Raw genomic sequence first — 26,136 nt, 5'->3', positions numbered from 1 at the left:
CGGGGCGCGGACAGCCGCGCCCGGCCGTCACCCGGTCGCCTTGCCCGCTTCTCTCTCGCGCGCAACACTTCCCGCAACGCCCGGTCACGGGGCGGCCATCGGGAAGGAACATCCATGCGATCGCAGATCCTCGCCGCGCTCCTCGGGAGCGTGGTCCTCGTCACCGGTGCCCTGGCCCAGGGCGCAGCCCCGGCCGAGACCAAGTCCAAGACGGACGACCTCGAGAAGCTCCAGGCCTTCAAGAGCACCGGCACCGCCCCGGCCCCCGAGATCCCGCAGACGGGCCGGCGCGCGGACGCGATCCGCAAGACGCTCGCCAAGATCAAGCTGCCCGAGGGCTTCAAGATCGATCTCTACGCGGTGGTGCCCGATGCCCGCGCCATCGCGGTCGGCCCCAATGCGGGCGTGCTCTTCGTCGGCACCCGCAAGTCCAAGATCTACACGGTGACCGACCGCGACAAGGACCGCGTCGCCGACGAGGTGCGCGCCTTCGCGCCGGGCATCGACTTCAAGATCCCGAACGGCGTCTGCTTCTCGAAGGACGGCGTGCTCACCGTGGTCGAGCAGAACCGGGTGCTGGCCTTCCCGGCGGCCGAGTTCTTCTACGAGAACCCGGACGTCGCCGCCGGCATCGTGGTCAAGCAGGGTGAGCTGATCCCGCCTGGCGAGGAGAGCTACAACCACACCGCCCGGGTCTGCCGGGTGGGGCCGGACGGCAAGACCTACATCGCCCTCGGCCAGCCCTACAACGTGCCGCCCGCGGACAAGCTCGACCTCTATGCGAAGACCGGCATCGGCGGGATCATCCGCCTCGACGCGGACGGCAAGAACCGCGAGGTCTTCGCCACCGGCATCCGCAACTCGGTCGGGATCGATTTCGCCGCCGACAAGTCGCTCTGGTTCACCGACAACCAAGTCGACGGCATGGGCGACGACACGCCGCCGGGCGAATTGAACCGCGCGACCAAGGCCGGCGAGAATTTCGGCTTCCCCTGGTACGGCGGCGGCAGCGTCCGCACCACCGAGTACAAGGACCAGACCCCGCCCGCCGGCACGGTCGCCCCGCTGGCGGAGCTGCCGCCGCACGCGGCCGATCTCGGCCTGATCGTCTATAACGGCAAGCAGTTCCCCAAGACCTATCGCGGCGGCCTGTTCATCGCCGAGCACGGCTCGTGGAACCGCTCCGAGCCGGTCGGCGCGCGGATCATGTTCGCGAGCCTCGGCGCGGACGGCAAGGTCGCCGCGGTGAAGCCCTTCGCGGAGGGCTGGCTGACCAAGGACGGCGAGTATCTCGGCCGCCCCGTGGATGTGGCGATGCTGCTCGACGGCTCGCTCCTCGTCTCCGACGACACGGCGGGCGCGATCTACCGCATCTCCTACGAGGGCGACGCCCAATGAGGGGACGCGGCGGCGTCGCGGTCGCCCTGGCGGCCGCATCCCTCCTCGCGGGCCTGCCCGCGCGGGCCGGCGGGGACGCGGCGGCCGGGCGCAAGCGCGCGGCCGCCTGCCAGACCTGCCACGGCCTCGACGGGCTCTCGAAGATGCCGGAGGCACCGAACCTCGCCGGTCAGGTCGAGCCCTATCTCGTCAAGGCCCTCAAGGAGTACCGCGACGGCACGCGCAGCAACCCGATCATGAACGTCGTCGCCAAGGAGCTCGGCGACACCGATATCGACAACCTCGCGGCCTATTACGGCGGCCTGCAGATCGAGGTGATCCCGCCCGGCTGATCACGCAGCGGGACGGGGCTGACCGCCGTCCCGCAGCAGCGACAGGAAGTTCGTCACGACCGGACTCGGCGGCGCCCGGTAGAGGGCGCTGACATCGGCGCGCGGCGCGGGCTCGTCGAGGGGCCGGTAGGCGACGCCGGGATGGGGCAGGCGGCCGACCTGCTCGGGCACCAGCGCGACGCCGAGCCCGGCGGAGACCAGGCTCATCAGGGCCTGCGCCTCCACCACCTCGTGCGAGAGCTGCGGCACGAAGCCCTGCGCGAGGCAGGCCTCCCAGAGCAGGTTCGCGAAGCGGGAATCGGCGCGCCGCAGCGAGAGGTAGCGCTCGCCCGCGAGGTCCGTAAGCGACAGGCTCGCCTGGGCCGCGCGCGGATGGTCCTCCGGCAGCGCCACGCCGACCCGCTCGGGCCAGGCCGGCACCACGGTGAGGTCCGGATCCTCCGGCGGGCTGCGCAGGAAGCTGAGATCCGTCCGCCCCGCCCGCAAGGCCGCCTGCTGCGCCTCCGGCGAGGCCTGATGCAGACGGATCTCGACCTCCGGGTAGCGGGCCTCGAACACGCGGATCAGGCGCCCGAGCGGCCCGTTGAGGACCGAGCCGGTCAGGCCGATGGTCAGGATCCCCGTCCGGCCCTCGCCCACGGCGCGGGCGGCCTCGCTGGCTTGGCCGACCTGGGCCAGGATCGCCCGCGCGTGGCCGAGGAAGACCTGCCCCGCCTCGGTGAGCGCGACCCGCCGGCTGGTGCGCCGGAACAGCTCCGTGCGCAGCTCCGTCTCGAGGTCGCGGATCTGCTGGCTCAGCGGCGGCTGCGAGACGCCGAGATCCTCCGCCGCCGCGGTGAAGCTCAGCCGCTCGGCGACGGCCACGAAGTAGCGGAGATGCCGGAGTTCCATGGCCTACCGCTATCATGTCGCCGGGCGTCTTGATTCGAACGAACAAAATATTGGACGTACGAATTCGTGAGGCGCACCCTTCCTGCGAAGGTCCTGCACCCCCGTCGCTGACAGCCGGCCCCATGCCGCGGGAGCGGGGGCGGCGACCCGGGAGGGAGCGATGCCAGGATTCCTCAGATCGCTGTTCGGCCAGGTGGTGCTCGCGCTCGCGGCGGGCGTCGTCCTCGGGATCGTGTGGCCCGAATTCGCCGTGGCGCTGAAGCCGCTCGGCGACGGCTTCATCAAGCTCATCAAGATGGCGATCGCGCCCCTGGTCTTCGGCGTGGTGGTGCACGGCATCGTCGGGGCCGGCGACCTGCGCAAGGTCGGCCGCGTCGGGCTCAAGGCGCTGATCTACTTCGAGGTGGTGACCACCATCGCCCTCGTGCTCGGCATCGTGCTGGCCTACCTGTTCGCGCCGGGCCACGGCATGAACGTCGACACGGCGAGCCTCGATGCCAAGGCGCTCAGCCCCTACACCGACCGCGTCGGGCAGGTGACCGGCACGGTCGACTTCCTGATGAAGCTGATCCCGACCACGGTGGTGGACGCCTTCGCCAAGGGCGACATCCTGCAGGTGCTCCTGATCGCCATCCTGTTCGGCTCCGGCCTCGCACTGCTGGGCGAGCCGGGACGGCCGCTCGCCGAGAGCATCGAGCGCATCACCAACGTCCTGTTCAAGGTGATCGGCTTCATCGTGCGCCTCGCGCCGCTGGGCGTGCTCGGCGCGGTCGCCTTCACGGTGGGCAAGTACGGCGTCGGCTCGCTCAAGCAGCTCGGCCTGCTGGTGGGGCTGTTCTACGCGGGCGTCGCCTTCTTCGTCTTCGTGGTGCTCGGCGCCATCATGCGGGCGGCGGGGTTCAGCATCCTGAAGCTGCTGGCCTACCTGCGCGAGGAGCTGACGGTGGTGGCCGGCACCGCCTCGTCCGACAGCGTGCTGCCCCAGGTGATGCGCAAGCTGGAGCGGCTCGGCATCAAGGATTCGACCGTCGGCCTCGTGATCCCGACCGGCTACTCCTTCAACCTCGACGCCTTCTCGCTCTACCTGACGCTGGCCACCGTGTTCATCGCGCAGGCGACAAACACGCCGCTCTCCTTCGGCCACCTGCTCCTGATCCTCGGCATCGCGCTCCTGACCTCGAAGGGCGCGCACGGCATCCCGGGCTCGGCGATCGTGGTGCTGGCCGCGACCCTCTCGGCGGTGCCGGACATCCCGGTGATCGGCCTCGTCCTCGTCCTGTCGGTGGACTGGTTCGTCGGCATCGCCCGGGCGCTCGGCAACCTGATCGGCAATTGCGTGGCCACCGTGGTGATCGCCGCCTGGGAGGGCGACATCGACCGGGCGCAGGCGCACCGCGTCCTCGACGGCGAGGTCGCCCTCGACACCGAGGCGGCGCTGACCGTACCCGCGGCCGAGGCCCGCCCCGCCCGATGACGCCGCAATCCCGGGTTCCCAAAGGGATCATCCCTTTGGTGGGGTGCAGGGGCAAAGCCCTTGCGAATATCCACGGGCTCCGCCCGGACCCGCAAGAGGGATGATCCCTCTCGACACCCGGAACGCGCCGATGCACGAAGGTCCCGAGATGAGCGCTTCGCCCTACAACCCGCCCTGCGGGGGCCTGCCGCCCCAGACCGCCCTGATGACCGGCCGGGCCGTGTTCACCGAGGCCTACGCGGTCATCCCGAAGGGCGTGATGAGCGACATCGTCACCAGCGTCCTGCCCTTCTGGGAGAAGACCCGCGCCTGGATGCTGTCGCGGCCGCTGTCCGGCTTCTCCGAGACCTTCGCGCAGTACCTGATGGAGGTCGCCCCTGGCGGCGGCAGCGCGCGGCCGGAGCCCGATCCGGAGGCCGAGGGCGTGCTCTTCGTGGTGGAGGGCACTCCAAGCCTCACCCTGGACGGGCGCGAGAGCGCCCTGCGCCCCGGCGCCTATGCCTATCTCGCCCCCGGCGCCACGTGGTCGCTCCGCAACGCGGGCGCGGAGCCGGCCCGCTTCCACTGGATCCGCAAGGCCTACGAGCGGGTGCCGGGCGTCGACGCGCCCGAGTCCTTCCTGGCCCACGAATCCGAGATCGAGCCGGCGCCGATGCCGGGCACGGACGGGGCCTGGGCCACCACCCGCTTCGTCGCCTCGGACGACGTGCGCCACGACATGCACGTCAACCTCGTCACCTTCCGGCCCGGCGCCTCGATCCCCTTCGAGGAGACCCATGTGATGGAGCACGGCCTGTTCGTGCTGGAGGGCAAGGCGGTCTACAAGCTCAACCGCGACTGGGTCGAGGTCGAGGCCGGCGACTTCATGTGGCTGCGCGCCTTCTGCCCGCAGGCCTGCTACGCGGGCGGCCCCGGGCCGTTCCGCTACCTGCTCTACAAGGACGTGAACCGCCACGCCGCGCTGAAGCCCCGCGGGGGCGCCCGGTGAGCGGCCGCAGCGTCACCGCGCAGGCCCTGACGCGGGAGGCCTTCGCGCCCTTCGGGACCGTCATCGACAAGGACGGCGCCGCCCCCCGCCCGATGAATGCCGGCAAGGCCCGCCGCTTCCACGACCTCGCGCGGATCGACGTCGCGGGCGAGGGCGCGCAGGTGGTGATCGGCCTCGTGGAGGCCGAGCCCTATCCGGTGCCGCTGGCCTTGAGCCTGGTCGAGCGCCATCCGCTGGGCGCGCAGGCCTTCCTGCCGCTCGACGACGCGCCCTTCCTCGTCGTGGTCTGCCCGGACGAGGGCGGCCGCCCCGGGCGTCCGCAGGCCTTCGTCACGGCCCCGGGCCAGGGCGTCGCCTACGCCATGAACACCTGGCACGGCGTGCTGACCCCGTTCGGGGCGCCCCAGGCCTTCGCCGTGGTGGACCGGGGCGGCCCAGGCGTGAACCTCGAAGAGTACGTCTTCGAGGAGCCCTGGACGATCCATCTGCCGGGATGATCCGGGAGTCGAGAGGGGTCACCCCTCTCGCGGGTCCGGGCAGAGCCCGGGAAAGCGCCGGGGCGCTGCCCCGGCACCCCGCCAAAGGGATGATCCCTTTGGAAACCCTGAACTCAGTCTCCGAGCTTGGCCACCAGCGCCTCGGAGAGGGCGAAGTTCACGTAGACGTTCTGCACGTCGTCCTGATCCTCGATCACCTCGACCAAACGGACGAGCTTCTCACCGGTCTCGTCATCGACATCGATCGTGTTCTGCGCCTTCCAGACGAGCCCGGTCCGCACGGGCTCGCCGAAGCGGGCCTCCAGCGCCTTGCCGACCTCGCCATAGGCGTCCTGCGCGCAGGTGACCTCGTGGCCGCTCTCGTCCGAGCGCACGTCGTCGGCGCCGGCCTCGATCGCGGCCTCCAGCATGGTGTCGGCATCCGCCACCGAGGCGGGGAAGGCGATGACTCCGACCCGGTCGAACATGAAGGCCACCGCGCCGGTCTCGGCGAGGCTGCCGCCCGACTTGGTGAAGGCCGAGCGCACGTCGGAGGCCGTGCGGTTGCGGTTGTCGGTCTGCGCCTCGACGATGAGGGCCGCGCCGCCCGGACCGTAGCCCTCGTAGCGGATCTCCTCGTAGTTCTCGCCGTCGGCGCCGGCCGCCTTCTTGATGGCGCGCTCGATATTGTCCTTGGGCATGTTCTCGGCGCGCGCCGCGAGGATGGCGGCGCGCAGGCGCGGGTTCATCGCCGGGTCCGGCGTGCCGAGCTTGGCCGCGACCGTGATCTCGCGGGCGAGCTTGCCGAACACCTTGGAGCGGACCGCGTCCACGCGGCCCTTGCGGTGCATGATGTTCTTGAACTGCGAATGGCCGGCCATGGCTCTCGGCTCTGCCCCTGGGCTGTCGTCTGAAACGCGGCGGAGAGCCTACGCCCTCGACGCTGCGATATGCGAATCCGCGCGTTATAGGCCGGCGCTCGCCGGCGAGGCAACGCGGATGCGGCTTCCGTCGCCCGCGCCTGGAAAGATCCGGCCCGACGGGCGTTCACAGCTCCGGAAGCGGCATGCGGGCCGCGGGGAGAGCCGATGTCGCAACGGACCAGAGCGCGCACCGTCGTCGTCACCGGAGCGAGCGCGGGCGTGGGACGCGCCATCGCCTGCGAGTTCGCATCGCATGGCTGGAATGTCGGCCTGATCGCCCGGGGCGAGGCGGGCCTGCACGGCGCGGCGCGGGCGGTGGTGCGGGCCGGCGGCACGCCCCTCGCCTTCGCGGTCGACGTGGCCGACGCGGATCAGGTCGACCAGGCCGCCGACGAGATCGCCGCGTTCTTCGGCGGCATCGATGTCTGGATCAACAACGCGATGGTCACGGTCTACGCGCCCGTGCAGAACACCCGCCCGGAGGAGTTCCGGCGCGTCACCGAGGTGACCTATCTCGGGCAGGTGCACGGCACGCTCGCCGCCCTCCGCCACATGGTGCCGCGCGATGCCGGCACCATCGTGCAGATCGGCTCGGCCCTCGCCTATCGCTCGATCCCGCTCCAGGCCGCCTATTGCGCGGCCAAGGCGGCGGGGCGCGGCTTCGTCGATTCGCTGCGCAGCGAGTTGCTCCATGACGGCAGCCGGGTGCGCCTCACCATGGTGCAGCTGCCCGCCGTCAACACGCCCCAGTTCGACTGGGCCCGCTCGCGGCTGCCGCGCGAGCCGGAGCCCGTGCCGCCGGTCTACCAGCCGGAGGCGATCGCCCGGCACGTCTACCGCGCGGCGCGGGACGCCCCGCGCGAGCTCTGGATCGGCGCCGCGACCTGGAAGGCGATCCTGGGGACCATGCTGATCCCGGGCTGGATCGACGGCTATCTGGCGCGGCACGGCTATCACGGGGAGATGACGGACGTGAGGGCACAGGCGAATCGGTCCGACAACCTCTACGAGCCGGTCGACACCGATCCCGGCGCGCATGGACGCTTCGACAGCCGGTCCAGCGACCGCGTGACGGCCGCCCGCCCGGGCTGGCTCAAGCTCGGGCTCGCCGTCGCGCTCGGCACCGTGGCGGGAGCCACCCTCTTCGCCACCGAGGCGCAGGGACGGGCCGAGGCGCGACGCCGGCTGGAGAACGGGCGGCCTCGAGAGCCGCGCAGCTAGAGCCGTTGTTTGGATGCGCCCTCTTTCGCCGAACCGGCATCCCCTTCGGGCTTACGAGCACGCGAGCGCGCGGCGGCCGGACGGGCACAGGAGATCGGCAGCCCCGTAAAACGGCGTCAGGCCCGCGCCGCGTGCCAATCCTTGAGGGCAGCCAGCGTGACCACGCCGCCGGGCCAGGCCGCGCCGGCGATGTGGCGATGGGGATGGTCCGATTCGCCGAGGTCGGAGACCGCCGAGAAGGCGCCGTCGAGGGGGTGCCGCTCCGTGTAGAGGCTGCGCGTCGCGATCACGGGAAGTCCGGCATCCAGCGCCGAGCGGATGCCGGCGGCGGAATCCTCGACGGCGATCGCCTCGGACGGCTGCACGCCGAGCCGGTCGAGGGCGAGGGTGAACACGTCGGGCGCCGGCTTCTTGCGCGCCGCCTCGTCCCCGGCCGCGATCGCGTCGAAGGGCTGCGCGCCGTCCGGGAAGTTCACCGCGATCAGCCGGTCGACGTTCGGCCGGCTCGTGGTGGTGGCGATGGCGAGCTTCACGCCGGCCGCCTTCGCCTCCGCGATCAGGCGGCGGATGCCGGGGCGCAGGGCGAGGCGGCCGGCATCGACCAGATCGCCGTAGAGCTTCGTCTTGAGCCCGTGGATCTCCGGGCAGCGGGCGAGGAGCGCGGCGGCCTCTCCCGGAAAGCGCGTCTCGATGTAGTGGGCGAGACGCTCCTTGCCGCCCATCACGGTGAGGAGGTCCGCGTAGGTGGCGGGCTCCCAGTGCCAGGGCAGGCCGAGCGCCGCGAAGGCGCGGTTGAAGGCCTGCCGGTGCAGGTCCTCGGTCTCGGCCAGCGTGCCGTCGACGTCGAAGATCAGCGCCTTCAGCATGCGAGCGGACCGGATCCGCCTGCCGCCTCGGCGCCGCTGCGGATCGCGGCGATCCGCTCCGCATAGGAAGCGGGCCCGTCCTTGAACACCGCGTTGCCCGCCACGAACACGTCGGCGCCCGCCCGCGCGGCGGCCTCGACCGTGGTCGCATCGATGCCGCCATCGACCTCGATGCGGATGTCGCGGCCGGCCACCAGCGCGCGCACCCGCGCCACCGTCTCGAGGGCGCTGGCCAGGAAGCTCTGGCCGCCGAAGCCGGGATTGACCGTCATCACCAGGACGAGGTCGGCGATGTCGAGGAGCGGCTCGACCATCGCGGCCGGGGTGCCGGGGTTGAGCGCCACGCCCGCGCGTTTGCCGAGCGCCCGAATGGTCTGGAGCGAGCGGTGGATATGGGGCCCGGCCTCGACATGGACGGTGATGCCGTCGGCGCCCGCTTCCGCGAAGGCCGCGAGATAGGGGTCGGCCGGCGCGATCATCAGGTGCACGTCGAAGAACTTGGTCGTGTGGGGCCGCAGCGCCTTCACCACCGGCGGGCCGAAGGTGATGTTGGGCACGAAATGCCCGTCCATCACGTCGAGGTGGATCCAGTCGCCCCCGGCCTCGGCGACCGCGCGCGTCTCCTCGCCGAGCCGCGAGAAGTCGGCGGAGAGGATCGAGGGGGCGATGAGGGGGCGGATGCTCATGGTCGGTCTTTCAGAGGGTCAGATAGGGCCCGATCCCGCGCGGGCAGGGGCCCGACCGCGCGACCGGTCTCTCGGGATGCGCCTCGACACGCCCGATCCCACCCGAGACCTCATCGTGAGGTGCCCGCGCGAGCGGGCCTCGACGGAGGCCTCCAGAGACCATCGCGATTCCTGGAGGGCTCCGTCGAGGCTCGCTCCGCTCGCACCTCAGGATGAGGTCTTGGGCGGGAGGACCCGACGACGCGTCCCCGATGCACGCGAGAGCCATAGCGACCGGGCCGCCCTCAAGCCAGCCGCCGCCTGCGCTCCACGAGCTGCATGATGATCGGCGTCAGGATCAGCTGCATCGCGAGGTCGAGCTTGCCGCCCGGGATCACGATGGAGTTCGCCCGGCTCATGAAGCTGTCGTGGATCATCGAGACCAGATAGGAGAAGTCGATCCCCTTCGGGTTCTTGAACCGGATCACCACCATCGACTCGTCGGCCGTGGGGATCCAGCGGGCGATGAACGGGTTCGAGGTGTCCACCGTCGGCACGCGCTGGAAGTTGATGTCCGTCCAGGAGAATTGCGGGCAGATCGTCTGCACGTAGTCGGGCATCCGCCGCAGGATCACGTCGGTGACGGCCTCGGTCGAGTAGCCGCGGAACGAGCGGTCGCGGTGCAGCTTCTGGATCCATTCGAGGTTGATCACCGGCACCACGCCGATCTTGAGATCGGGATAGCGGGCGATGTCCACGCTCGAATCGACCACGCAGCCGTGCAGGCCCTCGTAGAACAGCAGGTCCGAGCCCGGCGGGAACTCCTCCCAGGCCGAGAAGGTGCCCTCCGGGGTGCCGTAGCGGGCCGCATCATGCGCGTCGTGCGCGTAGTGCCGCGTGCGGCCGGTGCCGGACTCGCTGTAGCTGCGGAACACCTCCTCCAGCTCCGGCAGGAGGTTGGCCCGCGGCGCGAAGTGGCTCAGCGTCGGCTCGCGGGCCATCATCGCGCGCATGGTCTCGCGGTCGAAGGCGTGGAAGCCGTCGCCCTCGATATAGACCGCGCTGACGTCCTCCCGGCGGAAGATCTGCTCGAAGGTGTTGCGGACCGAGGTCGTCCCGGCCCCCGAGGAGCCGGTGACCGAGATGATGGGGTGACGCGCCGACATTACTGGAACGGATGCTGCCCGGCCTAGCTGCGCATCAGGCCGCGCTGGCCGAAGAGCGGCGAGCGGCCGGCGGCGTGGTTGCGGCCGCCGAAATACTTGGCGACGCACTCGACCTCCTCGACCGAGCCGAAGACCAGCGGCACGCGCTCGTGGATGCCGGTCGCCTCGATATCGAGGATGCGGCGCTCGCCGTCGGTGGCGCCGGCGCCGGCCTGCTCCATCAGCATGGCGATGGGCGCCGCCTCGTAGAGGAGACGCAGGCGCCCCTGCGCGTAGCCCTTGCGCTGGTCGCCCGGATACAGGAACACGCCGCCGCGCAGCAGCACGCGCTGGGCGTCGGCCACCAGCGAGCCGAGCCAGCGCATGTTGAAGTCCTTGTCGCGCGGGCCTTCCGCACCGCGCAGGCAATCCTCGACGAAGGCCTTGATCGGCGGCTCCCAGTGCCGGGCGTTCGAGGCGTTGATCGCGTATTCCTTGGCCGAGACCGGCACGTCGAGCTGCGGATGGGTCAGGCGGAAGGCGCCCTCCGCGCGGTCGAGCACGTAGATCTGGGTGCCCTGCCCGAGGGTGAGGACAAGGGCGGTGGCCGGCCCGTAGGTGACGAAGCCGGCAGCGAGCTGCGCCGTGCCCGGGCTCGTGAAGGAGGCGAGCGGGTTCGCTTGGTCCTGGACCGCCGGGCGGATGCCGAAGATCGTGCCGACGGCCATGTTGACGCCGATATTCGACGAGCCATCGAGCGGGTCGATCGCCACGGCGAGGGGCGCGCCAGGATTGAGGCGCATCACCTCGTCAGCCTCCTCCGAGGCGACCTCGGCCACGGGGGCGGCCTGCAGCGCCTCGGTGACGCGCTGGTGGGCGATCACGTCGAGGGCCTTCTGCACGTCGCCGTCGCTGTTCTGGCCGCCCGCCGCGGCGAGGTCGCCGCCGAGCGCCCCACGGCCGATCACCTCGCTGATCGTGATCGCCGCACCCGCGATCGCGGTCACCACCGCCGCCGTGTCCTTGAGCGCCGGGTTGCCGGCCACGGCCTGCGCGAGGCACGCGTCCAGACGCGATCCGACCTCCAGAGATCCTGCCGCCATCGGCCCGTCCTCGATCCAGCTATCCATTCCGCGCAAGGCCCGCCGGCCCCGCCCACGAGCGAGATGTCTAACCGGAGCCGTCGAAGGATGATACCGCGCGATGCGGCCGGATCGCCAGGGGTGGGAAACGGCCGAGATCAAGAATTCTGAAATAACTTGCGGCTCCTTACAAAAAAACTAGAACCGACGCATGCGCAACCTGTCCCTCAAGCAACTCCAGGCCGTGGCCGCGGTCGCCCGGCTCGGCACCATGACCCGGGCGGCGCAGGAGCTGAACGTGACCTCGGCCGCGCTCTACGCGCGCATCCGCCAGTTGGAGGAGGAGGCGGGGCTCCTCCTGTTCGACCGCACGCCGAACGGCCTGAAGCCGACCGATGCGGGCCGCGAGATGCTCTGGGCCATCGACAGCATCAACACGGTGCTGGAGACCTGCGCCGACCGGCTGCGCACCCTGAAGGGCGGCGCGGGCGGACGCGTCGCGATGGGCGTGGTCTCGACCGCCAAGTACTTCGCGCCGCAGGTGATCGCCGGCTTCGTCGAGCGGCATCCGGGTGTTGAGATCAACCTCTCGGTGCGCAACCGCAGCGAGACGGTCGAGGCCCTGCGCAACTACGAGATCGATTTCGCGATCATGGGCCGGCCGCCCCGGGACTTCGCGATCGAGGCGGAGACCTTCGGGCCGCACCCTCTCGTCCTGATCGCGGCGCCCGGCCATCCCCTGGCCGGCCGGCGCGACATCCCGAAGGCGGAACTCGCCGAGCAGGCCTTCTTCGTCCGCGAGGAGGGTTCGGGCACGCGCACCGTGTTCGAGGAGTTCGTCAGCGGCGTCATCATCCGGCGCGCGAAGCTCGGCATCGATTCCGGCTCGAACGAGACGATCAAGCAGGCGGTGATGGCGGGCCTCGGCATCGCCCTCCTCTCGGCCCATACCGTGGCGGCGGAGGTGGCGAGCGGGCGCCTCGCGCTCCTCGACGTGCAGGGCCTGCCGATCCGGCGCGACTGGTACGTGGTGCGGCGGGCCGGCAAGGGGCTGGGGCCGGCCGCCTCCGCCTTCTGGAGCTACCTCGTCAAGGAAGGCCCGCGCTGCCTGCCCCAGCTCGAGGCGGTCAAGGCGCTGCCGGCGGGAGCGGCGGGGGGAGCGCGGGCATCCCGGCGACGCAAGCTGGCATCGTCGTCCTCGGCGCCGGCCAGGCCGGCTTCCAGGTGGCGGCCTCCTTGCGGGAGGCGGGCCATGCCGGCCCCCTCACCCTCATCGGCGACGAGCCCTACCTCCCCTACCAGCGCCCACCCCTCTCGAAGGCCTATCTCGCGGGCAAGACCGACGCGGCCGGGCTGGCGCTCCGGCCCGCCGCCTTCCTCGCCGAGCACCGCATCGGCTTCCGTCCCGCGCTGCGCGCCGAGGCGATCGACCGGGACGCGCGGCGGCTCCTCACGGCGGAGGGTCCGGTCCCTTACGAGCACCTCGTCCTGGCCACCGGCTCCCGGAACCGGCCGCTGCCGGTCCCGGGCGCGGATCTCGACGGGGTGCGGCAGCTGCGCGGCCTCGCCGATGCCGACATGCTGCAGGCGGATCTCGCGCGGGTGCGTCGGGTCGCCGTGGTGGGAGCGGGCTTCATCGGACTCGAATTCGCTGCGGTCGCCGCTGCGCGGGGCCTGGCGGTGACCGTGGTCGAGGCCGCGGCCCGGCCGATGGCACGGGCGGTCTCGGCCGAGACGGGCGCCTTCTTCCACGCTGCCCACGCGGATGCGGGCGTCGCCTTCGCCTTCGAGGCCGGGGTGACGGAGATCCTCGGCGCGGACGGCCGCACCACCGGCCTGCGCCTCGGCGATGGCCGCACCGTGCCGGCCGACCTCGTGCTCATCGGCATCGGCGTGCTGCCGAACCAGGAGATCGCGGCCGCCGCCGGGCTCGCGGCGGCGGACGGCATCCGGGTCGACCCATGGCTCGCGACCGACGATCCGGCCATCTCGGCGATCGGCGACTGTGCGCGCTTCCCGACGCGCTTCGCCCGCGGCCTCGCTGCGGACGGCACGGTCCGGATCGAATCCGTGCAGAACGCGATCGATCAGGGGCGCTGCCTCGCCGCACGGCTGACCGGCCGGCCGGCCGCCTACGACGCGGTGCCCTGGTTCTGGAGCGATCAGGGCCCGAACAAGCTGCAGATCGCCGGACTCGCCGCGCCCTCCGACCAGGCGGTTCGTCGGGGCGACGGCAACGCCTTCTCGGTCTTCCGCTTCCGCGAGGATCGCCTCGTCGCGGTGGAATCGGTGAACCGGGCCGGCGACCACATGATCGCCCGCCGCCTGATCGCGGCCGACATTCCGCTGACGCCGGATCAGGCGGCGGATACGGGCCTGGACCTCAAGGCCCTGGTGCTGGGACGGCCCTGAAACGGCCGGTTTTCACGTGAAATTAACCCTGCGGCGGCCGTGCACCGGCGAGGTGCGCGCGCAACAGGCGGCCGCGGAACACCGGTGCGCGCGCGCCGTTCATTGACGGTTGCGGGCGCAATGCCCAAGCTTCCCCGAGCCCGGCACGGACCGCGGACAGGCTTCGAGACACGATCGATGACGGTGCGTCGCTCCTGGGGTCTTCGCGCCCTTCTCGCCCTCGGACTCGCGGCACAGGCCGCCGCCTGCTCCTCGCTGCCGCGCACGCCCTACACCGCGAGCCAGGCGGCGCTGGCCACGGTGCCCGGCATCCCCGAGGCGCGGATCTATTCGGACGCCTCCGTCGAGACCTTCACGGCGCTCGCCTCGCGGCCCGAATCGAGGCGCGGCTTCAGCTATCTGGCGCTCTCGGGCGGCGGCGGCGACGGTGCCTACGGTGCCGGCATCCTCAACGGCTGGACCGCCTCGGGCACGCGGCCGGATTTCACCATGGTCTCGGGCGTGAGCACCGGCGCCCTGATCGCGCCCTTCGCCTTCCTCGGCCCCGCCTACGACGCCTATCTGACCGAGTTCTACACGAGCGGCGTCGCGGCGACGCTGGTCCAGTCGCCCGACATCACCAACGTGCTGTTCGGCTCAGGCCTGTTCGGCGACGGACGCCTGCGTGACCTGATCGGCCGCTACGTGACGCCCGACCTGCTGGCCGCCGTGGCGGCCGAGCACGCCAAGGGCCGCCGCCTCCTCGTGGTGACGGCCAATCTCGACGCCCAGCGCGCCGTGATCTGGAACATGGGCGCCATCGCCGCGAGCGGCGCGCCGAACGCGGTGGAGCTGTTCCGCGACGTGCTCACCGCCTCGGCGAGCGTGCCCGCGGTCTTCCCGCCGCAGCTCATCGACGTGACCGCCGGCGACGCGCGCTTCCAGGAGCTTCACGTGGACGGCTCGGTGGTGACGCCGGTCTTCACCTTGCCCCAGGCCCTGCTCGTGCGCGACGGCCGCCTGCGCACCTCCGGCAAGGCGGAGATCTACGTGGTCGTCAACGGGCGCCTGGAGCCCGAATTCGACGTGACCCGGAACAACACGCTGTCGATCGTCGAGCGATCCTTCACCACGGCGAGCCGCGCCCGCAGCCGCGCCACGCTGACGAGCACCTACGCCTTCGCCCGCGCCAACCGCATCGGCTTCAACCTCACCTATATCGATGAGGCGGCGCCGACCACGACCACGGCCCGCGGCTTCGACACCGGCTACATGCGCGCGCTCTACAATGCCGGCTACGAGAAGGGCCGTACCGGCCGCTTCTGGGAGCATACGGTGCCGGCCGCGCCCGTGGTGCGCGCGGCCGTCGCTGCGGCGACGCCCTGACGCGAGGCAGCCAACTCGCAATCCGCCGCCCGCGCCCCTAGATTCCCTCGGAAGCGACCGAGGACCGAAGGAGCGTAGGATCCGATGAGCGACAGCGCGGGCCCCGAGAGCACGGTTCCCAAGAGCGGGAGCGCGAAGGGCCGGAAGACCGCGGGCAAGGACCCGGGCAAGGCGGCAGCCAGGGATGACGGGGCGCCTCGGGACGCGCCGAAGCGCAACCCGCGCGAGGCCGCCGTCGAGGCGCTGATGCGGCTCGCCGCGGAGCAGCCCTGGAACGACATCGAGATCGGCGACGTCGCCCGCGAGGCCGACCTGACGCTGGCGGAGCTGCGCGAGGTCTATCCGTCGAAGGGCGCGATCCTCGGCGGCCTCGCCCGGATCATCGACCGGGCGGTGCTGGCGGAGGACAATTCGGATCTCGCCGATGAGCCGGCCCGCGAGCGCCTGTTCGACGTGCTGATGCGCCGCCTCGATGCGATGACGCCCTACAAGCCGGCCCTGCGCCGCATCTCCTACGCGCTGCGCGGCGATCCGCTCTCCATGCTGGCGCTGAACGGGGTGATGCTGAACTCGCACCGCTACATGCTGGCCGCGGCCGGCATCGATACGGAAGGCCCCCTCGGCCGCCTGAAGCTGCAGGGCCTCGTCATCGCCTTCGCGCGGGTGACCGAGACCTGGCTGGACGACGACGACCCGGCGCTGGCCCGCACCATGGCGCGGCTCGACAAGGAGATCCGCAACGGCGAACGCTTCATGGAGCGGGCGGAGGATGCGCGCCGTCTCACCGCGCCCTTCCGCGCCCTGGGCCGCGCGTTCCTCGACCGCCGCCGGTCCGGACGGCGCGAGGCCGGGAGCCGGGACGAGGATTCGGATCCCGCAGCGGCAATCTGAGGGCCGGCTGGGACCGGGACGGACCGGTCCCCGGCCCGAGCGCTGCGGAAACGCAGGCCAGCCGCCGAGCGCCGCTCAGTTGCTGCGGTTGGCCGGCTGGGGCGTGTGAAGCACCTCGCGCACCGTCTGCGCGACCGAATCGGCGCCCACGCTCTCGGAGACGATCAGGGCGTCGGGCACGAGGTCCGAGACCTCGCGTGACAGCGACTCGGCGGAATCGTTGGTGAGCACGATGTGCAGGCTCGGCCGCAGGGCGCGTGCCTCGACCGCGAGCCGGGCGCAGCAGAGATGGCCCTGTAGCGTGCAATCGATCACCATCACATCGATGGGCAGCCCGAGCACGAGGACGGCGAGCGCGTCGACCCCATTGTCGCAGGCCGTGACCTGATAGCCGGCCCGGCGAATCTCGGAGGAGAGGCCGTACCGCCAGCTCTTGTTCCGTCCGGCAACGAGCACCTGGACCCGGTAGCATCCCCGCGGCGGGATGGCGGGCTTCATGACAGCGGATCCGACGACAGCTTGCGGCATCCCGCGCTCGACTTCGTGTTCACGTTGCATTGCGGCATGCTACGCCCTGTTATTGGAATTAGACAAGTCCCTCTGCCCCGAAGATGCCGCATTTCCTGCCGGGCTTTACGAGGGCCTGGGCAGGACGCGGATTTGGGCCACGGCGCCGGGAGCGGCGCGAGGAGCCGGCGCGCGTCGGCGGGCGGTTGACGGGGGGATCCTGAGCGGGTCAACACCGCGGCGCCGCGAAGGCCCCCGCGACCAGCCGGAGATCGATTCGGTGTCATCCGTTCACACGCCTCCCGTCTCCCCCCTTGCCCCGGCTTCCGCGCCCGACCTGCCGCCGGTCCCGGGTGTCCGGCTCGCCACCGCCCAGGCCGGCATCCGCTATTCCGGACGGACCGACGTGCTCTATGTCGGCCTCGACGCCGGCACGGTCCCGGCCGGGGTGTTCACCCGTTCCAAATGCCCCTCGGCCCCGGTGGATTGGTGCCGGGAGGCCCTGACGGCCGGCTCCGCCCGCGCGCTCGTGGTCAATTCGGGCAATGCCAACGCCTTCACCGGGCAGCGCGGCCGCGACGCGGTGGCGCTCACCGCGCGCATCGCCGCGAAGGCCGGCGCCTGCACGGAGACCGACGTGTTCATCGCCTCGACCGGCGTGATCGGCGAGCCCCTCGATGCGACGAAGTTCGAGGGCGTGCTGGCCGATTGCGCGGCCCGAGCCGAGGACGGCCCCGAGGCCTGGGCGGCGGCGGCCCGGGCGATCATGACCACCGACACCTTCGCCAAGCGCGCGACACGGACGGCCGAGATCGCGGGCACGCCGGTCACGATCAACGGCATCGCCAAGGGCGCGGGCATGATCGCCCCCGACATGGCGACCATGCTGGCCTTCGTCTTCACCGACGCGGCCCTGCCGCAGCCCGTGGCGCAGGCGCTCCTCGCGGAGGGCGCGGACAAGAGCTTCAACTGCGTCACGGTCGACGGCGACACCTCGACCTCCGACACCCTGATGCTGTTCGCCACCGGCAAGGCCGGCAACGCAGCGGTCGGGGAGGCCTCCGACCCGCGGCTTGCCGGCTTCAAGGCGGCCCTCGACGACCTCCTGATCGAGCTGGCCCAGCTGGTCGCCCGCGATGGCGAGGGCGCCCGCAAGTTCGTCACCGTCGAGGTGACGGGCGCCGAGAGCGACCGCTCCGCCCACCGCATCGCCATGTCGATCGCCAACTCGCCCCTGGTGAAGACCGCGGCGGCCGGCGAGGACGCGAACTGGGGCCGCGTGGTGATGGCGGTCGGCAAGGCCGGCGAGCCCGCCGACCGCGACCGGCTCGCGATCTGGTTCGGCGACGTGCGCGTGGCGGTCGGCGGCGCGCGCGACCCTGATTACAGCGAGGACGCGGCGAGCGCCGTGATGCGCGAGTCGGACATCCGCGTCCGGGTCGATCTCGGCCTCGGCACGGGCCGGGCCCGCGTCTGGACCTGCGACCTGACCAAGGCCTACGTCGAGATCAACGGGGATTACCGCTCGTGAGGGCGAGCCTCGTCGCCCTCGTCCTGGCGCTCGCCGTCCTGCCGGCCCGCGCCGAGGACGAGCTCTGCGCCCGCAAGATCACGGTCGTCGGGCGCGCCCAGTCCGTCCGCGCGCCGGACTTCGCCGAGATCACGATCGGGGTCGAGACCAAGGCGCCGGGCGCGGCGGCCGCGCTCGATGCGGCCTCCAAGGCGGTCGAGGGCATCGTCGCCCTCGGGCGCGAGCTCGGCGTGCCGGCGGGCGACATGGGCACTTCGGCGGTGGTCCTGGACGCGGCGACCCGGGTGGTCACGCGGCCGAACGGGACGAGCAGCAGCGAGGCCGACGGCTACCGCGCCACCAACGCGGTCACCGTGCGGCTCGCCGAGATGGGGCGCCTCGGGGACTTCCTGCGCCGGGCCCTCGAAGCGGGCGCCAACCGCATCGATGCGATCGGCTTCGGCTTGACCGACCCGGACAAGGTCGAGGCCGATCTCCAGGTCGCCGCCGCCCAGGACGCCCGGACGCGCGCATCCGCGCTCGCCGAGGCGGTCGGGGCCAAGCTCGGGCCGCTCTGCAGCCTGTCCACGGTCGGCGCGCCTCAAGCCCTGCGCATGGCCGCACCCATGGCCGCCAAGGCCGCGCCGGGCCGCCGCGTTCCGATCGCCGCCGGCTCGATCAGCAGCGGCACCGAGGTCTCGGCGAGCTTCGCGGTCCTGCCGTGAGCGCCCCCGCCACCCCGGCCCTGCGCCTTCTCCTCGTCGTCGCGGTCGCCCTGGTGGACCGCGACGGGCGGGTGCTGGTGAGCCAGCGCCCCCCGGGCAAGCAGCTCGCGGGCCTCTGGGAGTTCCCCGGCGGCAAGGTCGAGCCGGGCGAGCGGCCGGAGGCGACGCTGATCCGCGAACTCGCCGAGGAGATCGCCGTGACCGTCGAGGAGCCGTGCCTCGCGCCGCTCACCTTCGCGAGCCACCCTTACGACGATTTCCACCTCTTGATGCCGCTCTACGTCTGTCGCCGCTGGTCGGGCACGCCCCAGCCGCTGGAGGGGCAGGCCCTGAAATGGGTGCGGCCGGGAGCCCTGCGCGACCTCGCCATGCCGCCGGCCGACGCGCCGCTGATCCCGTTCCTGGTGGACCTGCTCGGCCCCTGAAAGCGGACAGGCTCCGGAAAAGACGAAGGCCCCGCACCGGTCGTGCGGGGCCTCGGATGCCGGTTGCGCGGCGGGTGGCTCAGTGGCCGCCGGCCTCGGCGTTGCGGGTGGCCTCGTAGAGGAACCACGTGCGCTCCTCGGACTGGTCGATCCACTCCTCGAGCTGGCTGGTGGTCGCGACGTCCTTGGCCTCGTCGGTCACCGCGTGCAGCTCGCGCATATGGGCGGTGAGCGCCTTGTTGTCGTCCCGCAGCTCCTTGAGCATCTCGAGGGGGCCGACATACTCGGCATCGTTGTCCTGCACCCGCGACAGGGTCTTCGCCTGACCGATCGAGCGCAGCGTCGTGCCGCCGATCTTACGGGCCCGCTCGCCGACCGCATCGATGATCGCGAAGATCTGCTGCGACTGCTCGTCGAGGAGCAGATGGTAGTCGCGGAAATTCGGACCGCTGACGTGCCAGTGGAAGTTCTTCGTCTTGATATAGAGCGCGAAGAGATCCGACAGCAGAACGGTGAGCCCTTCGGAGATCTGCTTGACGTCGTTCGGGTCGAGATCGGTCGGCGTGTTGAGGCGGTCGCTGCCGATCCGGCTGACGGGCTTGGCCTTGGCCATGGATGTCTCCGTTCGTCTTCGAGGATCTCGTGCCGATGCACGCGTCAACGGACACGCCGATGGACGCCATGGGCATCGTTCCTCGGCAGAATGAACGGTGCGAAGGTTTGTTCCGCCGCGCTTGCCCGCCTGCATGGCGGGGTCGCAGCAGGCGCACAGCCTGGACCCGTTCTAAGCTGACGGGCCGCGTCAGTCGGCCGCGGGAATGGAGGCCGGCGGGCGCAGGGCCGGCGGCCTGACGGAGCGGGCGGGCGCCGGAATCGCGCCCGTGGTCGCGGGCTCCACGGCCTTGAGGCCCGCAGGCTTCGAGTCGGTGGCCCTGGGGCCGGCGGCCCTGGACTCGGAGGGCTTGGCGTCCGAACCCTTGCCGTCCGAACCTTTGGCCACCGAACCTTTGGGTGCCGAAGACTTCGCCTCGGAGGCCTTGACCGCCGACGCCTTGGGCTGCGGGGCGGGCGCGCGTGCCGTGGTTCCGGCTGCGGCGGGAGGCGTGGCAGGAGGCGCGGCGCCGGGCGTGTCGAGGCTGTAGATGTCGTCGCGGAAATGGGCGCGCCCGTCCGGCGTGGCGTAGCCGGTGAGGTAGACGAAGGTCACCGGCACGGGCTTGGGCAGCTTGATGTCGCGGCGCTCGCCGTCGGCGATGCCGGTCTCGATCTCGATCGCGCCCCAGGTCGAGCCGGGCCCGTTCGGCCCCTCCGTGCCCTGCAGCAGCCAGCCCACGAACTCCTTCACCTGGCCGACGCGGACGCAGCCGTGGCTGTGGAAGCGGACGGAGCGGGCGAACAGCGACTTCGAGGGGGTATCGTGCATGTAGACCGCGTGCCGGTTCGGCATGTCGATCCGCACCTGGCCGAGGGAGTTGTCGAAGCCGGGATCCTGCCGCAGCGTGTAGTTCACCGCCTTGTTGGTGTTCCAGTCGATCGTGGTCGGATCGACCTCGGCATTGCCGGGCCCGAGGATGCGGATGTGGTTCTTGGCGAGGTAGCCCGGCTCCTTCCGCATGCGCGGGATGATCTCGTTCTTCACCACCGACATCGGGACGGTCCAGGTCGGGTTGAAGTTGATGTCGGTGATCCGGGTCTCGACGGCGGGCGTCGCCTTGTCGGGGCTGCCGACCACGGCGACGTAGCGGCGCACGACCTGCCCCTTCTCCACGGCCTCGACCACCGCCGAGGGGATGTTCACCACCACGTAGCGCTCGCCGAAGGCGAAGTTCGAGCCGATCAGCCGCTGCGCGGAGGCCGCGAGCTGGCGCTGGCGCGTGGCAGCCGGCACGTTCAGCGCCGCGATGGTCTGGCGGCCGAGATTGCCCGTGGCCGGGAGACCGTGCCGCTCCTGGAAAGCCGTGATCGCCGCCACCAGCGGCGGGTCGAGCCGGTCGCTCGGCGGAGCGTCGGCGGGCAGGTCGCCGGTCAGGGTCAGGTGGTGGCGCAGGGACGGCACGGCCGGATGGCCCGCGCCGGGCTTCAGGGTGAGGTCGACGGGCAGCGGATCCCAGCCGCCGGCCTCGGCATAGGCCTGGTACTGCTCCGCCGCCTTCAGCGTGTCGAGGAAGGTGCGCGCGGTCAGCGTCGGCGTCGGATCGGCCGAGACGCGGGCATAGACGAGGGGCGCGGGCTCCTTCTTCCGCTGCGCCTCCGGCGTCTCCGTCCGGGCGGCGTCCGGGACCGGCTGAACGACCTGCGCCGGAGGGGCGGGCAGCGGGGCCTGGAACGCGGGGGCGGCCGGTGCCGCCGGAGCCGCCTGGATTGCGGGTGCGGGTTGGGCCGCTCCGGCCTCGGGCGGCGTCGGCGGCAGCCCTTGGGCCGTGGCCGGGCCGAGGGCGAGGAGGAGCGCCAGCGGCGGCAGGGCCCCGCGCGGACGGGCGAATGTCGAGACCATACGCAGTACCTCGGCCCCTGGATTGACCCGCACGCGAGAGACGGGCGGATGATGCCGGCGGATGGTTACCAATCCGCTTGCGCGCGCCGCCCGGACCTGTCCCTCTCGACAAGCGCGGCTTGCGCCCCACCCTTCGCCTCAGGGAGCGAGACGGCTTCCGGGAGGATCGGACCATGCAGCACCCCGCGATCAGCCCCGGACGCAGCGCCGTGGTCACCGGCGCGGCGAGCGGCATCGGGCTCGCCGCGGCGCGCGCCTTCGCCCGGGCCGGGATGCATGTCTGGCTCGCGGACCTGCCGGGCGAGGCGCTGGAGGCCGCCCGCGCCGAGGTCGCCGGGCTCGCCGCCGTCGAGGTGCGGGCGGTGCCGACCGATGTCGGCCGGCGCGAGGCGGTCAAGGCCCTGCGCGACGCCGTCCTCCGCTCCGGCCCGCCCGCCCTGGTGATGCTGAACGCCGGCATCGAGGCGGGCGGCCGCCTGTTCTCGGAGGCGGAGGTCTGGTCCCGCATCCTCGACACGAATCTCTGGGGCGTGATCAACGGCGTCCAGGCCTTCGCCCCCGGGATGATCGCGGGGGCCGAGCCCGGCGCGATCGTCGTCACCGGCTCGAAGCAGGGCATCACCACCCCGCCCGGCAACACGCCCTACAACGTCTCGAAGGCGGGGGTGAAGGTGCTCACCGAGGCGCTCGCCCACGATCTGCGCGGGCGGGAGGGCTGCCGCACCAGCGCCCATCTGCTGATTCCGGGCTTCGTCTATACGGGCCTGACCAAGGCCCGCGGCGTCGCCGAGAAGCCGGCCGGCGCCTGGACCCCGGACGAGACCGTCGTCTTCATGCTGGAGCGGCTGGCGCAGGGCGACTTCTACATCCTCTGCCCGGACAACGAGACGACCACCGCGCAGGACCGCGCCCGCATCGCCTGGGGCGCCGGCGACATCACCGAGAACCGTCCCGCCCTGTCGCGCTGGCACCCGGATTATGCGGAGGCGTTCAAGGCGTTCTGCGCCGGGCGCTGACGGGCCGAACGCCTCCCAGGCGATTCGGCTCCGAGCGTCGCTCCCGCCCCACCGGCACCAGGGCGACCGGTCCTGATCCGGGGCGGCGCTGCCGACCTGCGCGGACCTGCGCTCAAGAATATTATCCGGGCGATCAAGCGGCATGGCCGGTCGAATTAGGAGGATCATATTGATAATTGAGGTATAATAGGCTATTGCGGGAGCCTTGTCCTGTCAGGAGATTGCCATGCGTGACAGTCTGCCAGTGACCACCCTGCATGCGCTTCGCTGGCAGTTCGCCGCACTCGATGTCGAGGCGAAGCTCGTCCGACTGCGCCTCGCTCTCAAGCTGTTCAACCCGCTTCAGCCGCGTGTTCCGGCCGGCAATCCGGACGGCGGACGATGGACCAGGGGCAACGCGTCGGATCAGACCGACGACGGTTCCTTGATACAGCCTGCCGCGGGCCGGGAACGGGATCGGATCTCCGGAGCGGAGCTTGCCAAGGATCCCTACCTCAACCGCCATATCGTCGATCGCCATGTGGGGAAGACCGACGCCGAGATGATCGAATGCGTCGCGGACAGCTACAGGCGGAAGGTGTTAGGTCTATTGCCACCGACCTTCCCGTTAATAAGGGACGGATCCTTCGACTCGATCGAGTCTGCGAGAACCTTCATCAGGGAGACTTTGGAAAAGAATAGAGACGCGGTTCAACGGGTCGCGGAAGGGTTGGAGGTTGGAAGGCGGCGCCTGGCTCAAGTCGCGCTTCGGCTATCCGACCGGTCGAGAGGCCGTGAGCATCCCGAAGGATACCCCCATCCGCATGCGGACGACCTATGGCGTCGGCGTCTTTATAGCCCGGGATCGCTCGGCGGAAAGGGGATTTCGCATCGTCACGGCCCACCCGATGAATGATGATGCTGAGAATGAAAATAAATCGGATGCCTTTATACACATAGGGGACATCAATGAATATTGATTGGAGAGAATTCTGCGGGCGTTTCCATCAAGACGCCGATATACTTGGAGATAGCTGGGAGGAAATCGTAGCGTTCGTTGTATCCTATCGTAGCAGAGAAAATGCTCTCAAGATCAGAGATTTTCTGGACGATCTGCTTGCCAGAGATCTGAGCGATCAGGAACTTATGGATATCTGGCTCGAATCGCCCGCGGATGTATATCATATAGATAAAGAATCCTATCGGAACTTCTACACAATGATCCGGGATACGGCAGACCGGCATGTGCAAGGCCTGCTGCCGAGAAGCCCGCTGCCGAAGGACGTGTAAGGCCGGCTCCGAGGAGATCCGGTTTTCAAGGTCTCATCCTTTGGCGGGTCCGGGGCGGAGCCCGTCGCGCCTGGCGCAGCACCTTCAGGGGTCTCGCCTCTGAAGACCCCAGACAAGGGACCGGGTCCCTGGGGATCCCCGGATGAGCCGCTCAGAGGGGCCGACGCACGCGAGGCGCGGCATCGCCGATCCGCCTTGGCGAGGTTCCTGCAGGGGTATAATCCCGTCGGCGGCGAACCGGTCGGCTCGGGTGTCGGCGCCGTCGCCCCTCAAGGATACCGGGAGCCGCCCTTGGCCACCATCATCCCCGTCGCCTCCTTCGACTGCGTCGTGTTCGGCGCCACCGGCGACCTGACGACCCGCAAGCTGCTGCCGGCCCTGTTCTACCGCTTCCAGGACGAACAGATCCCGGAGACGAGCCGCATCATCGGCGCCTCGCGCACCGAGATCTCGGCGGAGGAATTCCGCGAGCGGGCGCGCGACGCGATCAAGCGCTTCGTGCCGCCGCAGGACATCCGCGAGGGCGCCCTGGACGGCTTCATCGCACATCTCGACTACGTGCACGTGGACGGCGCGGGCGAGGAGGGCTGGAGCGCGCTGGCCGCGCTGCTGGCCGAGCGGCCGGACCAGGTGCGGCCCTACTACCTCGCCACCTCGCCCGACCTCTACGGCCCGATCTGCCGCAACCTCGCCAAGCACGGGCTGATCGGCGAGAAGTCCCGCGTCGTGCTGGAGAAGCCGATCGGCAAGGACCTGACATCGGCCCGCGCCATCAACGACGCGGTCGGCGAGGTCTTCCCCGAGCACCAGATCTTCCGCATCGACCACTATCTCGGCAAGGAGACGGTGCAGAACCTGCTGGCGCTGCGCTTCGCCAACACGATCTTCGAGCGGCTCTGGACCGCGGACGTGATCGACCACGTCCAGATCACGGTGGCCGAGACGGTGGGCGTCGAGGGACGCGCCGGCTACTATGACAGATCGGGCGCGTTGCGCGACATGCTGCAGAACCACCTGCTGCAGCTCCTCTGCCTCACCGCGATGGAGAGCCCGCTCAACCTCGACGCCAACGCGGTGCGCGACGAGAAGCTGAAGGTGCTGCGCGCCCTCAAGCCCATCACCGCCAACGACGTGCATCAGGTCACCGTGCGCGGCCAGTACGGCGCCGGCGCCGTCAACGGCCAGCCGGTCGAGGGCTATCTCAAGGAACTGGACGGACCGAGCCGGACGGAAACCTTCGTCGCCATGAAGGTCGAGGTGCAGTCCTGGCGCTGGGCCGGCGTGCCCTTCTACCTGCGCACCGGCAAGCGCATGCCGCAGAAGCTGTCCGAGATCGTGGTGCAGTTCCGCGCCTCGCCGTTCTCGATCTTCCCGGAGGAATCCTTCGGGCGCGAGCCGAACCGCCTCGTCATCCGCCTGCAGCCGCAGGAGGGCATGAAGCTCGAGGTGATGACGAAGGATCCGGGCCCGGGCGGCATGCGGCTCAGGCCGACCAACCTCGACATCTCCTTCGAGGAGACCTTCAAGCAGCGCTATCCGGACGCCTACGAGCGCCTGCTGATGGACGTGGTGCGCGGCAACGCCACCCTGTTCATGCGCCGCGACGAGGTCGAGGCGGCCTGGGCCTGGGCGGACGGCGTCCTCAAGGCCTGGGCGGACCGGCCGGAGACGCCGCGCCCCTACCCCGCCGGCACCTGGGGGCCGACCGCGGCGATCGCCCTGATCGAGCGCGACGGCCGCACCTGGCACGAGGAGCTGCGATGAGACGGAGGCTCGGCCTCGCCCTGCTGCTGGCCGCAGGCCCGGCCGCGGCCCAGCCGCGCCCGGACGTGACCGCGATGACCTGTGCCGCGGCCCAGGCCCTCGTCGCCCGTGCCGGCGCCGTCGTCGTCACCACCGGGCCCGCCACCTATTCCCGCATCGTCCGGGATATCGGCTTCTGCACGATCGAGGCCTCGACCCGGCCCGATTTCGAGCGCACCCGCGACGTGGCGGATTGCTTCGTCGGCTATCGCTGCGTCGACCGGTTCTCGGAAGGGCGCGACGGACCCTGAGACCGGA

At 70.9% G+C, this 26,136-nt stretch carries 27 protein-coding genes and 1 pseudogene; 18 read left to right on the top strand and 10 right to left on the bottom strand.

Features of this window, described 5'->3' with window-relative positions; all coding sequences use genetic code 11:
- Positions 1 to 114: 114 nt before the first annotated feature.
- Together MET9862_RS13995 and MET9862_RS13990 are read left to right on the top strand one after the other, a co-directional pair.
- Entirely contained in the window at positions 115 to 1,398 is a 1,284-nt protein-coding gene (locus MET9862_RS13995; protein WP_142583551.1) for a PQQ-dependent sugar dehydrogenase, read from the top strand.
- Complete coding sequence (locus tag MET9862_RS13990) at positions 1,395 to 1,730, top strand: c-type cytochrome (protein ID WP_142583550.1); 336 nt, start codon at positions 1,395 to 1,397, stop codon at positions 1,728 to 1,730. The genes MET9862_RS13995 and MET9862_RS13990 overlap by 4 nt, the downstream gene beginning before the upstream one ends.
- Here MET9862_RS13990 and MET9862_RS13985 read toward each other — a convergent pair whose 3' ends face one another.
- A complete protein-coding gene (locus MET9862_RS13985) occupies positions 1,731 to 2,621 on the bottom strand; it encodes a LysR family transcriptional regulator (RefSeq protein WP_142583549.1) in 891 nt (296 codons plus the stop codon).
- A 160-nt stretch (positions 2,622 to 2,781) separates the two neighbouring features.
- Here MET9862_RS13985 and MET9862_RS13980 point away from each other — a divergent pair, with 160 nt between their 5' ends.
- From MET9862_RS13980 to MET9862_RS13970, 3 genes are all read left to right on the top strand, one after another.
- Positions 2,782 to 4,095 (top strand): dicarboxylate/amino acid:cation symporter, encoded by a 1,314-nt coding sequence (locus tag MET9862_RS13980; RefSeq protein WP_142583548.1) that lies wholly within the window; start codon positions 2,782 to 2,784, stop codon positions 4,093 to 4,095.
- A 148-nt stretch (positions 4,096 to 4,243) separates the two neighbouring features.
- Complete coding sequence (locus MET9862_RS13975; RefSeq protein ID WP_142583561.1) at positions 4,244 to 5,083, top strand: bifunctional allantoicase/(S)-ureidoglycine aminohydrolase; 840 nt, start codon at positions 4,244 to 4,246, stop codon at positions 5,081 to 5,083.
- Positions 5,080 to 5,580 (top strand): ureidoglycolate lyase, encoded by a 501-nt coding sequence (locus tag MET9862_RS13970; protein WP_142583547.1) that lies wholly within the window; start codon positions 5,080 to 5,082, stop codon positions 5,578 to 5,580. The genes MET9862_RS13975 and MET9862_RS13970 overlap by 4 nt, the downstream gene beginning before the upstream one ends.
- Before the next feature lie 113 nt (positions 5,581 to 5,693).
- Here MET9862_RS13970 and MET9862_RS13965 read toward each other — a convergent pair whose 3' ends face one another.
- Positions 5,694 to 6,440: a YebC/PmpR family DNA-binding transcriptional regulator gene (locus MET9862_RS13965; protein ID WP_142583546.1), complete on the bottom strand. Its 747-nt coding sequence runs from the start codon at positions 6,438 to 6,440 to the stop codon at positions 5,694 to 5,696.
- A 207-nt stretch (positions 6,441 to 6,647) separates the two neighbouring features.
- Here MET9862_RS13965 and MET9862_RS13960 point away from each other — a divergent pair, with 207 nt between their 5' ends.
- Positions 6,648 to 7,703, top strand: coding sequence for an SDR family oxidoreductase (locus MET9862_RS13960; RefSeq protein WP_142583545.1), 1,056 nt, complete (start codon positions 6,648 to 6,650; stop codon positions 7,701 to 7,703).
- 116 nt (positions 7,704 to 7,819) lie between these two features.
- Here MET9862_RS13960 and MET9862_RS13955 read toward each other — a convergent pair whose 3' ends face one another.
- The 4 genes from MET9862_RS13955 to MET9862_RS13940 form a co-directional block, all read right to left on the bottom strand.
- The gene (locus tag MET9862_RS13955; protein ID WP_142583544.1) at positions 7,820 to 8,569 is read right to left on the bottom strand and encodes an HAD-IA family hydrolase; all 750 of its coding nucleotides are present in this window, start codon (positions 8,567 to 8,569) and stop codon (positions 7,820 to 7,822) included.
- Complete coding sequence (rpe, locus tag MET9862_RS13950) at positions 8,563 to 9,255, bottom strand: ribulose-phosphate 3-epimerase (protein ID WP_142583543.1); 693 nt, start codon at positions 9,253 to 9,255, stop codon at positions 8,563 to 8,565. Before rpe ends, MET9862_RS13955 begins: the two co-directional genes overlap by 7 nt.
- A 284-nt stretch (positions 9,256 to 9,539) precedes the next feature.
- Positions 9,540 to 10,400: a phosphoribulokinase gene (locus MET9862_RS13945; protein ID WP_142583542.1), complete on the bottom strand. Its 861-nt coding sequence runs from the start codon at positions 10,398 to 10,400 to the stop codon at positions 9,540 to 9,542.
- 23 nt (positions 10,401 to 10,423) lie between these two features.
- Positions 10,424 to 11,482 carry a class 1 fructose-bisphosphatase gene (locus tag MET9862_RS13940; RefSeq protein WP_142583541.1) on the bottom strand — a complete coding sequence of 353 codons (1,059 nt, stop codon included), beginning with the start codon at positions 11,480 to 11,482 and terminating at the stop codon, positions 10,424 to 10,426.
- A 190-nt stretch (positions 11,483 to 11,672) separates the two neighbouring features.
- Here MET9862_RS13940 and MET9862_RS13935 point away from each other — a divergent pair.
- The 4 genes and pseudogenes from MET9862_RS13935 to MET9862_RS13920 form a co-directional block, all read left to right on the top strand.
- Positions 11,673 to 12,581, top strand: a pseudogene (locus MET9862_RS13935) (LysR family transcriptional regulator); the annotation flags it as partial.
- Positions 12,582 to 12,628: 47 nt separating this feature from the next.
- Entirely contained in the window at positions 12,629 to 13,873 is a 1,245-nt protein-coding gene (locus MET9862_RS13930) for an NAD(P)/FAD-dependent oxidoreductase (protein WP_142583540.1), read from the top strand.
- A 177-nt stretch (positions 13,874 to 14,050) separates the two neighbouring features.
- Positions 14,051 to 15,238, top strand: a complete 1,188-nt coding sequence (locus tag MET9862_RS13925) for a patatin-like phospholipase family protein (protein WP_142583539.1) — start codon at positions 14,051 to 14,053, stop codon at positions 15,236 to 15,238.
- A gap of 84 nt (positions 15,239 to 15,322) precedes the next feature.
- On the top strand, positions 15,323 to 16,129 hold the full coding sequence (locus tag MET9862_RS13920; protein WP_244612712.1) for a TetR/AcrR family transcriptional regulator: 807 nt from the start codon (positions 15,323 to 15,325) through the stop codon (positions 16,127 to 16,129).
- 75 nt (positions 16,130 to 16,204) lie between these two features.
- Here the strand turns inward: MET9862_RS13920 and MET9862_RS13915 are convergent, their stop codons facing one another.
- Positions 16,205 to 16,627: a response regulator gene (locus MET9862_RS13915; RefSeq protein ID WP_244612711.1), complete on the bottom strand. Its 423-nt coding sequence runs from the start codon at positions 16,625 to 16,627 to the stop codon at positions 16,205 to 16,207.
- Between the two features lie 289 nt (positions 16,628 to 16,916).
- On the opposite strand from MET9862_RS13915, the gene argJ reads away from it, so the two are divergent.
- Genes argJ through MET9862_RS13900 form a run of 3 tightly spaced genes read left to right on the top strand, consistent with a single transcriptional unit; the run spans position 16,917 to position 19,296 of the window.
- Positions 16,917 to 18,167 carry a bifunctional glutamate N-acetyltransferase/amino-acid acetyltransferase ArgJ gene (argJ, locus tag MET9862_RS13910; protein WP_142583536.1) on the top strand — a complete coding sequence of 417 codons (1,251 nt, stop codon included), beginning with the start codon at positions 16,917 to 16,919 and terminating at the stop codon, positions 18,165 to 18,167.
- Positions 18,164 to 18,871 carry an SIMPL domain-containing protein gene (locus tag MET9862_RS13905; RefSeq protein WP_142583535.1) on the top strand — a complete coding sequence of 236 codons (708 nt, stop codon included), beginning with the start codon at positions 18,164 to 18,166 and terminating at the stop codon, positions 18,869 to 18,871. Before argJ ends, MET9862_RS13905 begins: the two co-directional genes overlap by 4 nt.
- Entirely contained in the window at positions 18,868 to 19,296 is a 429-nt protein-coding gene (locus tag MET9862_RS13900; RefSeq protein ID WP_142583534.1) for a (deoxy)nucleoside triphosphate pyrophosphohydrolase, read from the top strand. Before MET9862_RS13905 ends, MET9862_RS13900 begins: the two co-directional genes overlap by 4 nt.
- Positions 19,297 to 19,375: 79 nt before the next feature.
- Here the strand turns inward: MET9862_RS13900 and MET9862_RS13895 are convergent, their stop codons facing one another.
- Together MET9862_RS13895 and MET9862_RS13890 are read right to left on the bottom strand one after the other, a co-directional pair.
- On the bottom strand, positions 19,376 to 19,909 hold the full coding sequence (locus tag MET9862_RS13895) for a Dps family protein (protein WP_142583533.1): 534 nt from the start codon (positions 19,907 to 19,909) through the stop codon (positions 19,376 to 19,378).
- A 189-nt stretch (positions 19,910 to 20,098) separates the two neighbouring features.
- Positions 20,099 to 21,790, bottom strand: a complete 1,692-nt coding sequence (locus MET9862_RS13890; protein WP_142583532.1) for a L,D-transpeptidase family protein — start codon at positions 21,788 to 21,790, stop codon at positions 20,099 to 20,101.
- Positions 21,791 to 21,963: 173 nt separating this feature from the next.
- Between MET9862_RS13890 and MET9862_RS13885 the strand changes: the two genes are divergently transcribed.
- Entirely contained in the window at positions 21,964 to 22,806 is an 843-nt protein-coding gene (locus MET9862_RS13885; protein WP_142583531.1) for an SDR family NAD(P)-dependent oxidoreductase, read from the top strand.
- A 133-nt stretch (positions 22,807 to 22,939) separates the two neighbouring features.
- Here the strand turns inward: MET9862_RS13885 and MET9862_RS13880 are convergent, their stop codons facing one another.
- Positions 22,940 to 23,326, bottom strand: a complete 387-nt coding sequence (locus tag MET9862_RS13880) for a hypothetical protein (protein WP_142583530.1) — start codon at positions 23,324 to 23,326, stop codon at positions 22,940 to 22,942.
- Positions 23,327 to 23,522: 196 nt separating this feature from the next.
- Between MET9862_RS13880 and MET9862_RS13875 the strand changes: the two genes are divergently transcribed.
- The 4 genes from MET9862_RS13875 (at position 23,523) to MET9862_RS13865 (ending at position 26,129) form a co-directional block, all read left to right on the top strand.
- Positions 23,523 to 23,765: a hypothetical protein gene (locus MET9862_RS13875; RefSeq protein ID WP_142583529.1), complete on the top strand. Its 243-nt coding sequence runs from the start codon at positions 23,523 to 23,525 to the stop codon at positions 23,763 to 23,765.
- On the top strand, positions 23,755 to 24,075 hold the full coding sequence (locus MET9862_RS29380) for a contact-dependent growth inhibition system immunity protein (RefSeq protein ID WP_185156865.1): 321 nt from the start codon (positions 23,755 to 23,757) through the stop codon (positions 24,073 to 24,075). The genes MET9862_RS13875 and MET9862_RS29380 overlap by 11 nt, the downstream gene beginning before the upstream one ends.
- Before the next feature lie 291 nt (positions 24,076 to 24,366).
- Positions 24,367 to 25,839, top strand: a complete 1,473-nt coding sequence (gene zwf, locus MET9862_RS13870) for a glucose-6-phosphate dehydrogenase (RefSeq protein WP_142583528.1) — start codon at positions 24,367 to 24,369, stop codon at positions 25,837 to 25,839.
- Positions 25,836 to 26,129: a hypothetical protein gene (locus MET9862_RS13865; protein WP_142583527.1), complete on the top strand. Its 294-nt coding sequence runs from the start codon at positions 25,836 to 25,838 to the stop codon at positions 26,127 to 26,129. The genes zwf and MET9862_RS13865 overlap by 4 nt, the downstream gene beginning before the upstream one ends.
- The last annotated feature ends 7 nt before the right edge of the window (positions 26,130 to 26,136 follow it).

Source organism: Methylobacterium symbioticum (assembly GCF_902141845.1).
GTDB lineage: Bacteria > Pseudomonadota > Alphaproteobacteria > Rhizobiales > Beijerinckiaceae > Methylobacterium > Methylobacterium symbioticum.
This window is presented reverse-complemented; position numbering and strand designations above follow the sequence as displayed.

Excerpts from the sequence above, each read along its gene's own strand:
- MET9862_RS13995 (WP_142583551.1), top strand. The coding sequence starts at position 115 with ATGCGATCGCAGATCCTCGCCGCGCTCCTCGGGAGCGTGGTCCTCGTC.
- MET9862_RS13990 (WP_142583550.1), top strand. The coding sequence starts at position 1,395 with ATGAGGGGACGCGGCGGCGTCGCGGTCGCCCTGGCGGCCGCATCCCTC.
- MET9862_RS13985 (WP_142583549.1), bottom strand. The coding sequence starts at position 2,621 with ATGGAACTCCGGCATCTCCGCTACTTCGTGGCCGTCGCCGAGCGGCTG.
- MET9862_RS13980 (WP_142583548.1), top strand. The coding sequence starts at position 2,782 with ATGCCAGGATTCCTCAGATCGCTGTTCGGCCAGGTGGTGCTCGCGCTC.
- MET9862_RS13975 (WP_142583561.1), top strand. The coding sequence starts at position 4,244 with ATGAGCGCTTCGCCCTACAACCCGCCCTGCGGGGGCCTGCCGCCCCAG.
- MET9862_RS13965 (WP_142583546.1), bottom strand. The coding sequence starts at position 6,440 with ATGGCCGGCCATTCGCAGTTCAAGAACATCATGCACCGCAAGGGCCGC.
- MET9862_RS13960 (WP_142583545.1), top strand. The coding sequence starts at position 6,648 with ATGTCGCAACGGACCAGAGCGCGCACCGTCGTCGTCACCGGAGCGAGC.
- MET9862_RS13955 (WP_142583544.1), bottom strand. The coding sequence starts at position 8,569 with ATGCTGAAGGCGCTGATCTTCGACGTCGACGGCACGCTGGCCGAGACC.
- rpe (WP_142583543.1), bottom strand. The coding sequence starts at position 9,255 with ATGAGCATCCGCCCCCTCATCGCCCCCTCGATCCTCTCCGCCGACTTC.
- MET9862_RS13945 (WP_142583542.1), bottom strand. The coding sequence starts at position 10,400 with ATGTCGGCGCGTCACCCCATCATCTCGGTCACCGGCTCCTCGGGGGCC.
- MET9862_RS13940 (WP_142583541.1), bottom strand. The coding sequence starts at position 11,482 with ATGGCGGCAGGATCTCTGGAGGTCGGATCGCGTCTGGACGCGTGCCTC.
- MET9862_RS13925 (WP_142583539.1), top strand. The coding sequence starts at position 14,051 with ATGACGGTGCGTCGCTCCTGGGGTCTTCGCGCCCTTCTCGCCCTCGGA.
- MET9862_RS13920 (WP_244612712.1), top strand. The coding sequence starts at position 15,323 with ATGAGCGACAGCGCGGGCCCCGAGAGCACGGTTCCCAAGAGCGGGAGC.
- MET9862_RS13915 (WP_244612711.1), bottom strand. The coding sequence starts at position 16,627 with ATGAAGCCCGCCATCCCGCCGCGGGGATGCTACCGGGTCCAGGTGCTC.
- MET9862_RS13895 (WP_142583533.1), bottom strand. The coding sequence starts at position 19,909 with ATGGCCAAGGCCAAGCCCGTCAGCCGGATCGGCAGCGACCGCCTCAAC.
- MET9862_RS13890 (WP_142583532.1), bottom strand. The coding sequence starts at position 21,790 with ATGGTCTCGACATTCGCCCGTCCGCGCGGGGCCCTGCCGCCGCTGGCG.
- MET9862_RS13885 (WP_142583531.1), top strand. The coding sequence starts at position 21,964 with ATGCAGCACCCCGCGATCAGCCCCGGACGCAGCGCCGTGGTCACCGGC.
- MET9862_RS13880 (WP_142583530.1), bottom strand. The coding sequence starts at position 23,326 with ATGGCGATCGACGATATGGCGGTTGAGGTAGGGATCCTTGGCAAGCTC.
- MET9862_RS29380 (WP_185156865.1), top strand. The coding sequence starts at position 23,755 with ATGAATATTGATTGGAGAGAATTCTGCGGGCGTTTCCATCAAGACGCC.
- MET9862_RS13865 (WP_142583527.1), top strand. The coding sequence starts at position 25,836 with ATGAGACGGAGGCTCGGCCTCGCCCTGCTGCTGGCCGCAGGCCCGGCC.